This window comes from Gillisella vitis, from assembly GCF_021559775.1.
In the GTDB taxonomy this organism is placed as follows: domain Bacteria; phylum Pseudomonadota; class Alphaproteobacteria; order Rhizobiales; family Rhizobiaceae; genus Allorhizobium; species Allorhizobium ampelinum.
In genome coordinates this window covers 582,491-595,938 of sequence record NZ_CP056047.1, presented here as the reverse complement: position 1 = coordinate 595,938, position 13,448 = coordinate 582,491, and the positions used below count along the sequence as shown (strand labels likewise).

8 protein-coding genes are annotated in these 13,448 nt (G+C 55.6%); 5 read left to right on the top strand and 3 right to left on the bottom strand.

The window, feature by feature from the left end; genetic code table 11:
• Nucleotides 1-296 precede the first annotated feature (296 nt).
• Nucleotides 297-2,114, top strand: coding sequence for a HAMP domain-containing methyl-accepting chemotaxis protein (locus AVCG78_RS02670; protein WP_071202785.1), 1,818 nt, complete (start codon nucleotides 297-299; stop codon nucleotides 2,112-2,114).
• A 435-nt stretch (nucleotides 2,115-2,549) separates the two neighbouring features.
• Here AVCG78_RS02670 and AVCG78_RS02665 read toward each other — a convergent pair whose 3' ends face one another.
• From AVCG78_RS02665 to AVCG78_RS02655, 3 genes are all read right to left on the bottom strand, one after another.
• Nucleotides 2,550-3,488, bottom strand: a complete 939-nt coding sequence (locus AVCG78_RS02665) for a hypothetical protein (protein ID WP_071202784.1) — start codon at nucleotides 3,486-3,488, stop codon at nucleotides 2,550-2,552.
• Complete coding sequence (locus AVCG78_RS02660) at nucleotides 3,481-4,932, bottom strand: AAA family ATPase (protein WP_139191242.1); 1,452 nt, start codon at nucleotides 4,930-4,932, stop codon at nucleotides 3,481-3,483. Before AVCG78_RS02660 ends, AVCG78_RS02665 begins: the two co-directional genes overlap by 8 nt.
• A 386-nt stretch (nucleotides 4,933-5,318) precedes the next feature.
• The gene (locus tag AVCG78_RS02655) at nucleotides 5,319-6,902 is read right to left on the bottom strand and encodes a helicase HerA-like C-terminal domain-containing protein (RefSeq protein WP_071202780.1); all 1,584 of its coding nucleotides are present in this window, start codon (nucleotides 6,900-6,902) and stop codon (nucleotides 5,319-5,321) included.
• Between the two features lie 289 nt (nucleotides 6,903-7,191).
• Here AVCG78_RS02655 and AVCG78_RS02650 point away from each other — a divergent pair, with 289 nt between their 5' ends.
• From AVCG78_RS02650 to AVCG78_RS02635, 4 genes are all read left to right on the top strand, one after another.
• Nucleotides 7,192-7,581: a hypothetical protein gene (locus AVCG78_RS02650; protein WP_071202778.1), complete on the top strand. Its 390-nt coding sequence runs from the start codon at nucleotides 7,192-7,194 to the stop codon at nucleotides 7,579-7,581.
• 210 nt (nucleotides 7,582-7,791) lie between these two features.
• Nucleotides 7,792-9,978 (top strand): methyl-accepting chemotaxis protein, encoded by a 2,187-nt coding sequence (locus AVCG78_RS02645; protein ID WP_071202776.1) that lies wholly within the window; start codon nucleotides 7,792-7,794, stop codon nucleotides 9,976-9,978.
• 244 nt (nucleotides 9,979-10,222) lie between these two features.
• A complete protein-coding gene (locus AVCG78_RS02640) occupies nucleotides 10,223-12,373 on the top strand; it encodes a methyl-accepting chemotaxis protein (protein ID WP_234665086.1) in 2,151 nt (716 codons plus the stop codon).
• 261 nt (nucleotides 12,374-12,634) lie between these two features.
• Nucleotides 12,635-13,228 carry a hypothetical protein gene (locus AVCG78_RS02635; RefSeq protein WP_071584852.1) on the top strand — a complete coding sequence of 198 codons (594 nt, stop codon included), beginning with the start codon at nucleotides 12,635-12,637 and terminating at the stop codon, nucleotides 13,226-13,228.
• The last annotated feature ends 220 nt before the right edge of the window (nucleotides 13,229-13,448 follow it).

Here is a 13,448-nt window from a genome sequence, read left to right as displayed (position 1 = left end):
ACGTCAGGTGGTTTGAAACCGTGACCATGGCATAAGCAAGACAGTATATCGCGGGATCGTGACAGAATACCGAAAACAGTACTGCAAGTACGCGATTTGCGTTGGCTTTAGCCTCTCAAGACGAGAGCGTCTTTTGCCCTTCTATTTTTACGGGAAAATCAAAGCGTTGGCTGGGGTTTTTGACATTATTCAACATTATTAATATTTAAACCTATTTGCCATAACAATCGCGGCTGGCAATATCCCAATGGTAACCCTGCAAGAAAGCGGGCCGTGCGGCTCCGGAGATTTAAATAATGCGCATCTCTCTTGGCCAACTTCTCATATCACTGTTCGCAGTCATTCTTCTGGTCGTGGTCGGCCAGGGCATTTATGCGGTGACTTCGCTGAACACCATATCGGTTGGGACCAATCAGATCGTTGATAAGCGGGTCCCCTCCTTCATCCTCATGGGGCAGATCAATGCCGACCTGGGCGATATCCGCGTTGCGCAGAGCAATTATCGCAGCGCCGCCACACCTGAGCAACGAGCCATCTTTCTGGGATCACTGAATCAGGCCTATGACGCACTCGCGCAGTCTAGAAAGCAGTATGAGCCGCTGATCGTCGACAAAGAAGACCAGGCGCTTTACGACACCTTCTCCAAGGATTGGGCCAAGGCCGAGCAATTGTGGCAGAAGGTCAAGACATTGACGGATAGCGGCAGTGCCGATGAGGCAAAACAGCTGTTTCTGGGAGAATCCCTGGCGACCTATGCCAAGGCCGGTGACGATATCCAGGCCGCTGTTGACGATCTGGCCAGCAACGTTAAAGACGAGGGCGCCTCCAACGCTGAGCAAATTTCCCTGGCCACGACCGTGACCTATATCGCTCTTGCTCTGGCGTTCAGCATCGGCATCGGTGCGGCACTGATCAGCAGCCTGCGGGTCGTGCGTCCCTTGAAGCATATGACGGACACTATGCGGACCTTGTCTTCCGGCGATACCAGCGGCAGCGTGCCGTATATGAGCCGCAAGGATGAAATCGGCGCGATGGCCGCAGCCCTTCAGGTGTTCAAGGACGGCATTCTCCACAGCCGCGCCCTGGAAGCCGAAGCTGCCAACAACCGCCAGAAGGCCGAAGCCGACAAGCTGCGCCTTCAGCAGGAAGCCGAAGCCGCAGCACAGAAGAAGTTGCAGGAAGCCACCGCAGGTCTGGCATCCGGCCTGAAGCGCTTGGCCGCAGGCGACCTCGGGTTTGAACTGAACGAACCGTTTGCCCCGGAATTTGACGCTCTGCGCCTTGATCTGAATACCGCTGTCGCCCAATTGGGCAGCACGATTGCAACCGTTGCCACCTCTGCTAACGCTATCAGCGATGGCTCACGCGAAGTCAGCCAAAGTGCGGACGACCTTTCCAAGCGCACGGAACAGCAAGCCGCATCTCTGGAAGAGACCGCTGCCGCACTCGACCAGATCACCGTCAATGTCAGCAATTCCTCAAAGCGTGTCGAGGAAGCACGTGGCGTGGCCAAGGAAGCCAATAGCAGCGCGGTGCATTCAGGCCAGGTGGTTGGCGAAGCCATCAGCGCCATGCAGCGCATCGAGCACTCCTCCAACCAGATTTCCAATATCATCACCGTCATCGATGAGATTGCCTTCCAGACTAATCTTCTGGCCCTGAATGCAGGCGTTGAAGCCGCCCGTGCAGGCGAAGCGGGCCGTGGCTTTGCCGTGGTTGCCACCGAAGTGCGCGAACTGGCGCAAAGGTCGGCCAAGGCCGCGCGCGAAATCAAGGAACTGATCAACAAATCCACCCAGGAAGTGGAAAACGGCGTGCGTCAGGTTCAGGAAACCGGCGACGTGCTGAAAGCCATCGAGCATCACGTCACGACGATCAACGGCCTGATGGACGCCATCGCCACCTCCTCGCGTGAACAATCGGTCGGCCTGTCGGAGGTCAATACTGCCGTCAACCAGATGGACCAGGTGACCCAGCAGAACGCCGCCATGGTGGAAGAAACCAGCGCCGCCAGCGCCAACCTTGCGCAGGAGAGCGTGCGCTTGCAGCAACTGGTCTCCCGCTTCATCGTTCCCGGCGGATCGAGAGGCTTCGACAACCGTTATGCGGCGTAAGCAGGCGTGAGGGGGTTGGCTGGTTGGTGAAGGGTGGATGGCTCCTATCCTCCCTTCCTTTTTGAAAAATTGGGGGGAGAAGGTGCAGTAGGCGGATGAGGAGGCGAAGCTGGGGTGACGATTGCTGTAGGCTGGATCTCTTTGGGAAATGAGGTTGCAAGCGCCCTTATGCTCGCTTTGGGGCCGAGAGGGGGCTGACCACAATCAGTAAGACGGCGCGTAAAGCGGACCTCGTCACACAGATATGTCTCAATGTCGCTCTCAGCCTATCGTCGGCATTAGAATTGTCCCTATGCAGAGTGGCGGCATTCGCCGAAGCAGAAAATTAGGTTAAGGGTCCCGCCTCGGGTATAAGGACGTTCGATATATGCGACATTCCGGACCTTCGAATGCGTTCGTCGAATTGATGACGCGGACGGCTCCATGTCATCAGCACTACCCGAAATTGATTATCGCGACGAGTTCATCGATTGGACGGCGCTCATTAGAGTCAATTTTGGACAGCCAGCCGTGGTAAAAGCGAAGTCTTTCGTCTCTACGTGAAAATGCTAATTCCTCACAAACTTTGGTGCTAAGACCTTCACCTTTAAGCAGTGCGCCCACCGTTGCCCAGATTAGATCTTCTCCGAGATGTCCATGTGCCAAAAGATGTATGTGGGCGTTGAAATTCGCTCTAATCTCAGACGCTAATTTGTTCACCTTTTCAATGAATTCTCCGGCATTTTGGATGCCCCGAGACTCCAAAGAGTCTATCATACCATGAGCAATCTCAACACCCTCGGTGAAGATAAAGTGATCTACAGAAAATACCCCACCACATCTATTGATGATGCTTCGCTTTTTGGATTCTAGAGAAAAAGACGCAGCTAAAGATACTATTGAGGGAAACCATCGAATCAGCGCCGATTCCACTTCGTGCGAGTGAAGACCGCACCCAAAATGCTTTATATATTCAAGGATAAACTCCAACCTGAAGCCATAATTTTCTACTGAGTGTCCTAGTGTTTGAAACTGGAAATCTCCAATACGCGTATGTTCCACCCAGTTGGTTACAGATACACAATCGTCTTGTGACGTTAATCCGTCCCATTCACGATCAGTAATCATTATAATGCGGCCTGAAGACTTTATATCCGCGGCGAAGGAACTCCAGAGAGAGATAAGTTTATCTTTATTACCTAATCCCGAAAAATCATCGCCAGAGATCATGTCAGCGGTGTCGACAACTACATCCCGAGAACCGACGCAGCTTTCTATAAAAACCCGCTCTACGAGCGACTTATCGTATTTACCCTCCACAATAACCGTTTTAGGACTGCGGAGTTGGATGCTTATTTCGTAAGCATCAACGGACCAAGCACTTCCCTCACTCACTATCTCCTCCCAGCAAATCCTCATCACTCAATTCGTCGCTCGAAGCCTCGAATACAGTTGGGCGGAAGAAAAGAATGCTTTTCTTGTGATCAGCTCCAACCTCGGGCGAGTGCGTACAGGCAATAATCTGCCTATCTGGATTTTGCTTTATTAGTTCTTTTAAAATATGACGTTGCCAATCGACATGCAAAGAAAGCTCAGGTTCGTCTATAAGAAGGCTTCCTGGTGTCACGGATGAACGACTCGCGGCGAATAGAATCGTAGCGATCTGACGTTCACCGGAAGACAAGGCTCGAACGGGATATGACTTTCCTTGGTCAGGATAGATCCTTACTCGTTCCCCCCTTGAAGCCCGTCTATTAGCTGGATCTCCGTCGAATCCAACTCGAAGTTCCTTGCCGTCGAGAAAAGTATTGACTGCGGCCTCGAAGTCTACGAGTGGCTTGTAAGCTTCTTCGCGAGTTTCTTTCCTGGTTTTAAGTAGTTTACGATAGATTTCGAGGACAGAATTATATTTAGTTCCTTCGCGTCCGGCTGCCCGAGCTATGTCAAGAAGGCGGTCGTAGGTCTTGCTGGTTCGGTCTGATCGGGTTTTTAACGTCTCATCATTAAGGAGATCGCTGATGCTCGAAAGGATATCATTTTGGCTTCCTACGTCACCATCTGAAGTCAAGCTTTCGGGAGACGTCGTGTTTCTCTCTAATAGGATTGCTTCGAAAATATCGAGAAAAGCTTGTTCATACTGGTCCTGCTCCAAACGGCTTGTTCTGATATTTGCGCTGCTCCATTCTTCTGATAGGCCTTCGGCGACATCAGCGATTGATGGATATCTGATGACTGGAACCATTGCGCCAAACCATGCACGGCAACGTATCGTTTTCAAAGCAGTATTACGCGCTGCAAGATCCCGGGAATAATAGGTGTTGCTTTTTACAGCGCCTCTAGCCTGAATTAATTCCTCAATCCTGACGAGTTCATCATAGTTCGGCCCGCGAGCCTCCTCAGTACTTGCTCCATAAATCTCTCGTGATCTTTCGAGAACCGAACGAAACGCCGGCAAATAACATGACCTGCCGCCAAAAATCTTCCGAATTGTGTCGCCAACATCTCCCAGCGCCAGCTTCTGGTAGTTCGATTGCGTCGTTTCTACGTGACCTCCGTAGGAGAATACGGCATCTCCATCCAGCGAGACAGAGACGATCCCTTCATTTTTATTAAGTATTAGGATATTACCACTATTACTCTCTATTATTATTTCAGAAAAATTTAGATGGTAAAATCTATAAAGATCGCCATCTGAAATATTGGCTATGATATGTAGTAATGTAGTCTTTCCCAGACCATTCTTTCCATAAATAATATTGAGATCTGGATTCAAAGAAACATCAAATGATATTCTTCCATGAAGGCCCTTAACCGCAATTCGGCGTGTGAAATTTTCCATCCCGAAATCACCCCCCCTTAATTTTATATCTTTCTTAGCCAAGGAATTATGGCATAGCAACCATTGATTGCTTGCACTATCCACTTCTCGGGCGCCTCAGTGCATTCGATGAGCTGATTGTCGCCGAGAACCAGAACAACTTCGCGAGAAGGAAACGATGATATGCAGAGCGCGATTTGACAGAGCAGGGCAAGGTAGTGCACTTCTCTCACTCGGATTCCAGCCCTTAACAGAATTGTTGCTACATCACGATGAAAGGCCGCTTTTAGGATGCTCGATTAGGAACTAAAATTTCCGAATTGAAGGCGCAAGGCCCAAGGCGCGCCTATTCAGTGATCAAACCTCTTGCCCACTCCCACCAAACAGCACCCACCAAATACCCCACCCTACCGCTTCAAGCTCCCCAAAATCCCCCGCACCAGCGCCCGGCCGAGCTGGTTGGCGACCTGGCTGGCCAGGGAGCGGGCAGCGCTTTTCATTGCCGCTTCGATCACCGTTTGGCGTTGGCGGCCGGGGGGTGCGGTGCGGTCAGGCACTTGGCGGGTGGTGGTGGTTTTTTGCTCTGGTGCTTCATCGCCAAAGCCCGGCAATTTCCAGCGGCTGGCGGCGCTGGTGCCTTCGGCACCGTCATCGGTTCTATCGTCGGCCCCGCTGCGTCCAGCAGCTTTTTCGGCCCGTTCCGCCAGGATTTCGAAGGCCGAGTGCCGGTCTATGGTGCGATCATAGAGGTTCGCCATCGGGCTGGCGCCGATGATTGTCGCCCGTTCGCTGTCGGTCAGCGGGCCGATGCGGGCGGAGGGCGGGCGGATCAGGGTGCGCTCCACCATGGAAGGCACGCCTTTGCCCTGAAGGGTCGAGACCAGGGCCTCACCGGTGCCGAGTGCCGTAATCGCCTCTTCGCAGGAAAAGGCCGGATTGGGCCGGAAGGTTTCGGCGGCGGTCTTTACCGCCTTCTGTTCGCGGGGCGTATAGGCGCGCAGTGCGTGCTGCACCCGGTTGCCCAATTGCGCCAGAATGGTTTCAGGCACATCCAGCGGATTTTGCGTGACGAAATAGACCCCGACGCCCTTGGAGCGGATCAGCCGCACCACCTGCTCCACCCGCTCGACAAGAACTTTCGGCGCATCGCGAAACAAGAGATGCGCCTCATCGAAGAAAAATACCAGTTTGGGCTGAGCCATATCGCCAACTTCAGGCAGTTCCTCGAACAGTTCTGACAGCAGCCAGAGCAGGAACGTGGCATAAAGCCGTGGGTTCATCATCAGTCGGTCGGCGGCCAGCACCGAAATCGTCCCGCGCCCATCCGGCGCAACCCGCATGATATCCTGGATCGACAGCGCCGGTTCGCCGAAAAACTGGTCGGCACCCTGGCTTTCCAGCAGCAGCAGCGCCCGTTGCAGCGAGCCAACCGAGGACTTGGAGATCAGCCCGAATTGGCCGGACAGGGTGCTGGAATTTTCCGCCATATAGCTCAGCAGCGCCTGCAAATCCTTGAGGTCCAGCAGCGCCAGCCCGCCCTCATCGGCGATTTTGAAGGCAATGTTCAGCACGCCCTCCTGGGCTTCCGAGGCCTCCATCAGCCGGGCCAGCAGAAGCGGCCCCATTTCGGCGATGGTGGTGCGGACCCTGTGGCCCTTTTCGCCGTAGAGATCCCAGAAGGTGACCGGAAATTCCTCGAAGGGATAGGGCGAAAGCCCGATCTCCTCAGCGCGCTTGATCAGGAAATCCTTGGCCTCCCCCGGCGCGGCGATGCCCGACAGATCACCCTTGATGTCGGCGCAGAACACCGGAACACCCGCACTGGCGAACCCTTCGGCCAGGATTTGCAGCGTCACGGTCTTGCCGGTGCCTGTCGCGCCGGTAATCAGGCCGTGGCGGTTGGCAAGTTTCAGATCCAGATATTCCGGTGCGTTGAACGCATCATCCGGCTTGCGGCTGGCACCGAGAAACAATTTTCCATCTTCAAGCATCGCGTCACATCCCCTCGACACGCTTCCACAAAGCCAGCACGGCGCGTCTTATCAAACACATAAGCGCTGCATGGTCTTCTCCCTCAATCGGTTTCGACTGAAGGACGTGTACAATCGCCGAATGCCCCTTCGGTCATGCACTTGTTGTTCTTAGCAGAATATGGAACATCCTCAACTCCGTCAGCGGTTTCACACGGCTTTGAGCAGATTGAAGGCGCTTGCCGCTTGAGTTTGCGGCCTGAGTAAATTACGTTGACGTGAACGTCAAAAAACCTTTGAGGAGCATCCCATGAGCGAATTGGTCACCCGCATTTCCGACAATGTCGGCATCGCCCCGGACACGGCGGAAAAGGCGCTTGGCATGATGCTGGGCTTTTTGCAGCGCGAAGCCGATGACGGCGCGGTAGCCCGGATGATCGAAGCCATGCCCGGCGCGCCTGAACTGGTGGCCATGCACAATGGCGAAGGCAACAGCGGCGGCCTGCTGGGTGGCCTGATGAGCGCCATCGGCGGCGGCGGCATCATGGGTCTCGGCCAGCAATTGATGAGCCTCGGGCTTGGCATGGGAGAAATTTCGGCACTTGCCAAGGAAACCATGGCCATTGCCCGCGAACATGCCGGTGACGAAGTCGTGGACAAGGTCGTGGCATCCGTCCCGGGCCTTAGCCAGTTCGTCTAAGACGGACCTGTCATGCTCTCCTTGCAAATATCTCAAGCACCCGATGCGTTTGAGATATTTGCAAATCCTTCAAAGCTGGGCGCAGGTGCATCCTTGCCATCCGTGACGCTATTTCGGCAGGCTATTTGGATTTGAACACCGAACATTAGCATTTATTTAGAAAATCAAAGATATGGTTCCGCAGGCCTTACAACCAATCGGAGTCATTTGATGAAAATGCCAGTGCAATCGGTTTCAGCAAAGCTCCTGCTGGCGGCAGGAGTCGTGATAACGATCTCTCTGGGCGGCTTCTCAATTGTCGGCATATTCGCTACCAAAACGCAGCTGAGCGACAATATCGTCGCTGTGGCGACGCAAAAGGCCGAGCTTGCCTCCAGGCAGGTAACCGCAGATATTACCAATGTGGTTTCCTCAGCGACCAGCGTCGCGGCCAGCCTGTCTGGATTGATTGAAAACGGCGCAGGCAGCCGCGCCGATGTCATCGCCTCGCTGAAAAACATTCCGCCCCAATATCCAAGCATGTTTGGCGCATGGATGACCGAATTGCCTGAGGTCCCCGCGGATCTCAAGCTGCAGGGCGCTGAGGGCACCAATAAACAGGGTCTGTTCACGGCCTATTGGACCAAGGACGACAGCGGCAAGCTGGGATTTTCCACCTGGGAGATCAAAACCACCGATCAATGGTATGCCGAACCTCTGGCAACCGGCAAGAGCTTGATCACCCAGCCTTATATCTCGACCACCGGTCAGTTGCTGACATCGGTATCCTTGCCGGTAAGGGTGAATGGCAAGATTGTCGGCCTGGCGGGCGTCGATATCAAGCTGGACGATCTTGCCGCGACAATCAGCGCTTTGCGGCCCTTCGAAGATGGCCGCATCATGCTGCTGGCCGATAACGGCAAATGGCTTGTGAATGCCGACAAGTCGCTGATGATGAAGGACTATGCCGATACCGGGGCCGCCGAGGTCAAGGCGGCGCTTGCCGATGGCAAGACGCGCGTCATCCATGGTCTGCCGGATGGCGCGACACGCATTGTCTTTCCCTTTACCAGCCCCGGCATGAACAAGACCTGGGCCACCGTGCTGGACATTCCGGAAAAGACCTTCACAGGCCCGATCAAGGAACAGATCATCGCCATATCCTCCAGTTGCCTGATCATGCTGACGATCGGTCTGTGCCTGATTTATTTTGTCTCGACGCTGATCGTACGCCGGCCATTGGCAAATGTGGTGGCAGGTGTGCGTGTGATGGCCGGTGGCGATTACGATAAACCGATTGCCGGAACGGAGCGTCACGACGAATTTGGCACTTTGGCGACAGCACTCGACCAGTTCCGACGGGAACTCTCCAATGGCCTGCGCGTGCAGCAGGAGCAGGATTCCCTGCGCAAAAGCGTGGAACAGGACCGGGAACGCCAGAGCGCGCTGGAAAAGGCCAAGGCCGAAGATTTGCTGCAATTTGTCCGGCAGGTCCAGGCTGGATTCGATGCCCTGGCAGCAGGCGATCTGACCGTGCGCATGCAGGACAATGTCGCACCGGAATTCGAATCCATCCGCCAGAATTTCAACACCTCAGTGGCAAGCCTTGAAGAAGCGATCGGCGCCGTTGTTCACGCAATTGGCACGATCCGGTCCGGTCTTGGCGAAATCTCGGCCGCCTCCAACGATCTGGCGCGGCGCACCGAACAGCAGGCCGCATCGCTGGAAGAAACCATTGCAGCACTCGGCGATGTGTCACGCGCCATCGACGGCACAGCCGATGGGGCTGGCCGGGCGCAGACCGTCGTCACCGCCACCCGCGACAATGCCGCCAAGGGCGGAGACATTGTCTCCCGCGCCATAGAGGCGATGACCGCCATCCAGGGCTCATCCGAAAAGATTGGCAATATCATCGGCGTCATCGACGAAATTGCCTTCCAGACCAATCTTCTGGCCCTGAATGCCGGGGTGGAAGCGGCCCGCGCCGGGGAATCCGGCAAGGGTTTTGCCGTGGTGGCACAGGAAGTGCGCGAACTCGCCCAGCGCTCCGCCAATGCGGCCCGCGAAATCAAGACGCTGATCTCCACCTCCAGCGCCCAGGTGGAAACCGGGGTCCATCTCGTCAGCGCCTCGGGGACCTCGTTGCAACAGATTGTCGACCAGGTCGCCAATATGAGTTCGACAATCACAGACATTGCCAATTCGGCCCGCGAACAGGCTACATCGCTGCGCGAAGTGACGAATGCGGGCGATGTCATGGACAAGGTTACCCAGCAGAATGCCGCCATGGTGGAAGAAACCACCGCCGCAGCCCAGAACCTTGCCCAGGAAACCGAAAATCTTGCTCATATGGTCCGGCGTTTCCGGACCAATTCCGCCAATTCCAGCCAGCCCCAGCGCTACGCCAAGGCGTCGTGAGATTGGCATCAGGTATTCGTCCCTAAGGTAAGCAAATAGATGCCGCCGGATGACTCGGCGGCATTTCGCTTTCACGGTTTCGCGAGTGGAATAATTTTTTCACAAAAAAGGTGGGTGCGGTGCAGCAATGCAGGTCCGGCCTTAGACTTTCGTTAGAATCTCTATGCAACCTTAGCCTAAATTCGGCAAACCGAGGGGGTTGGTTGCAATGAGTATGCAGGTAAGGACTGTTTCAGGAAAACTAATGCTGGCGGCAGGCGCCGCGATGGCGGCGCTCATTGCGTCCTATACGGCATTTAGCGGCTGGGAAACCAGCAAGCGCGTAAATGACCAAGTGGTGGCGCTGGCCTCCGAAAAGGCGGCATCGGTCGCCAATCAGGTCGCCGTGCAGATCACCGATGTCGTCTCCGCCGGAACCAGTGTGGCCGGCAGCCTGTCCGGCCTGATCGAAAACGGCTCACGCAACCGCACCGACGTGATTGCGCTGTTGAAAGGCGTACCGACCCATTACAAAACCATGTTCGGTGCCTGGATGACCGAAGTGCCGGAAGCCCCGCAGGAACTGAAGCTGCAAGGCACCGAGGGCAGCAACAAGGTCGGGATTTTCGCCGCTTACTGGACCAAGGATGATAGCGGTAACCTGGAATTTTCCACCTGGGTCACCAAGACCGCCGACCAATGGTATGCGGAACCCTTGTCAACCGGCAAGGGGTTGATTACCCAACCGTATATTTCCACCACGGGCAAGCTTTTGACCTCGGTTTCAACCCCCGTCGTCGTCAAGGGCAAGATCATCGGTCTTGCTGGCGTTGACGTCCAACTGGGCGATCTTTCCGCCTCGATCAGCGCCATGACACCGTTTGACGGCGGTCGGGTGATGCTGGTGGCCGATAACGGAAACTGGCTGGTGCATCCCGACAAGGATACGCTGATGAAGCCCTATGGCGATACGGGTGCCTCCGATGTCAAGGCCGCCCTTGCCGATGGCAGGATGCGCATCCTTCACGGCCTGCCGGATGGTGCGACGCGGCTGGTCTTTCCTTTCACGGCGCCGGGCATGAACAAGACCTGGGCGGCCGTTCTCGATGTTCCCGCCAAAACCTTTTCGGAACCGGTCGTCGCCCAGGTGACCTCCACGGCCATCAGCGGGTTGATCCTGCTGGTCATTGCCCTGGTGATGATCTACGGCGTTTCCATCCTGATCGTGCGCCGGCCGCTGGGCGACGTGGTGGCCGCCGTGCGCCGCATGGGCGGTGGCGATTACCAGACGGAAGTGACCGGCAAGACCCGCAGCGACGAATTCGGCATGCTGGCCTCGGCCCTCGACAGCTTCCGCCTTGATCTCGCCAATGGCCGGTCCGTGCAGTCGGAACAGGAAAAGCTCAGGGCCAGCGTCGAGAGCGACCGCGAGCGCCAGACGGCGCTGGAACTGGCCAAGGCGGAAGATCTTCGCCATTTCGTCCAGCAGGTCCAGGCAGGCTTCGACGCGCTGGCCGCAGGCGACCTGACTGTGCGGATGAACACCCATGTCGCACCGGAATTCGAGGCGATCCGCCAGAATTTCAACACCTCGGTCGCAGCGCTTGAGGACGCGATGGGCTCGGTGGTCTCCACCGTCAGCACGATCCGCTCCGGCCTTGGCGAAATCTCCGCCGCCTCCAACGATCTGGCACGCCGCACCGAACAGCAGGCCGCCTCGCTGGAAGAAACCATTGCCGCACTGGGCGATGTGTCGCGCGGCGTCAACGGCACCGCCGAAGGCGCAGGCCGTGCGCAACATGCCGTTACCGCCGCCCGCGACAATGCCGCCAAGGGCGGCGACATTGTTGCCCGGGCCGTGGAAGCGATGACTGCCATCCAGGGCTCATCGGAAAAGATCGGCAACATCATCGGCGTCATCGATGAGATTGCCTTCCAGACCAATCTTCTGGCCCTGAATGCCGGTGTGGAAGCCGCCCGCGCCGGTGAAGCCGGTAAGGGCTTTGCGGTGGTTGCCCAGGAAGTGCGCGAACTCGCCCAGCGTTCGGCCAATGCCGCCAAGGAGATCAAGGCACTGATCTCCACCTCCAGCGCGCAAGTCGAGACCGGCGTCGGCCTCGTCACCGCATCCGGTGCCTCGCTGAAGGAAATCGTCGAGCAGGTGGTCGAGATGAGCACCACCATTACCGACATCGCCAACGCCGCCCGCGAACAGGCGACCTCGCTGCGCGAAGTCACCGCCGCTGGCGACCAGATGGACAAGGTCACCCAGCAGAACGCCGCCATGGTGGAACAAACCACCGCAGCGGCCCAGAGCCTCACCCAGGAAACCGAACACCTCGCCCAGATGGTCCAGCGCTTCCGCACCAATGCCGGAGGCTATGGCCAGCAGCAACGCTATGCGATGGCGTCTTGAGGTGAGGAATGAAGTAGGGGGGTGGCTGCGCTGCCCCCTGCCCTCTTTGCGTCGCCTCGCATAGGGTATTAAAGACAGGCTCATACACCAAGCCGGATGAGCGGAGTCCAAATGATACTCACATCGGCGAAGTCGATTTTTGGTTTATAACTTTCAACAAAAGATGTTTCTTTGCTTCCAAGCCAATTGCAGAAACGGCCTACGGCACCGTGCAGAAAACCGGCACCACTTTTCCTAAGGCAAACTCTAGGAGATGCCGACATGCAAGAACTTCTCGATGCTCAAAGGCAGATGCAGTTGGAGGCAGACGAAGTTGTTCGGGTCCTGGACCTGAACGCGCTTCTCAGAGAAATCGGCCGCCCAACCCGTGTCGGCAGTTCCGCTATGGGGCTGATGGTCCGGCGAGACATTGACATAACAGTGGCCTGCGATTGTCTGGATAATAACGCACTCGCTGCATTTGCAGGCATAGCAGCACGCCTGATGCAAATAACCGATTATGTCGTGGCCGTTCGTTTCCGAAATGACACCGGAAATTGGAACATAGAACCGGAAAAATATCCTGACGGCTTATATCTATGGCTGTCAGTCCGAATGACGGACGGGACCGATTGGACACTGGATATTTGGCTGGTTGACATGCCAGAAAAACAACCGGACCTGAACCACTTAAAAACCTTGCTACCCCGCCTGTCAGATACGGACCGCGCAGTCATTCTACAAATTAAACAGGTCCTGGCTGAGAGAGATAAAACCCTGCTGAAAATTCCAAGTGCATTGGTCTATGAGGCCGTGATGGATCATGGCGTGCGGACGTTTCAAGAATTTGAAAAATGGTACAGCGACAATCATTAAACATGAGAGCTGTGGCGATCCCAAATGGTGCAAATTCAACAACGACGGAGATCAGAGTATCGGCACTTGCCTAGAGCATTTTCAGGAAAAGTGGAAACGCTCCAGCACCCGCAAAGCTAATCTCAACATTGAACTCAAGTGATAAGGGCGCATCTATCTATCAACTTGCGCTTGTTGCATGCGCATAATCGGTGTAGCCATCCGGCATTTGCGACAGGTT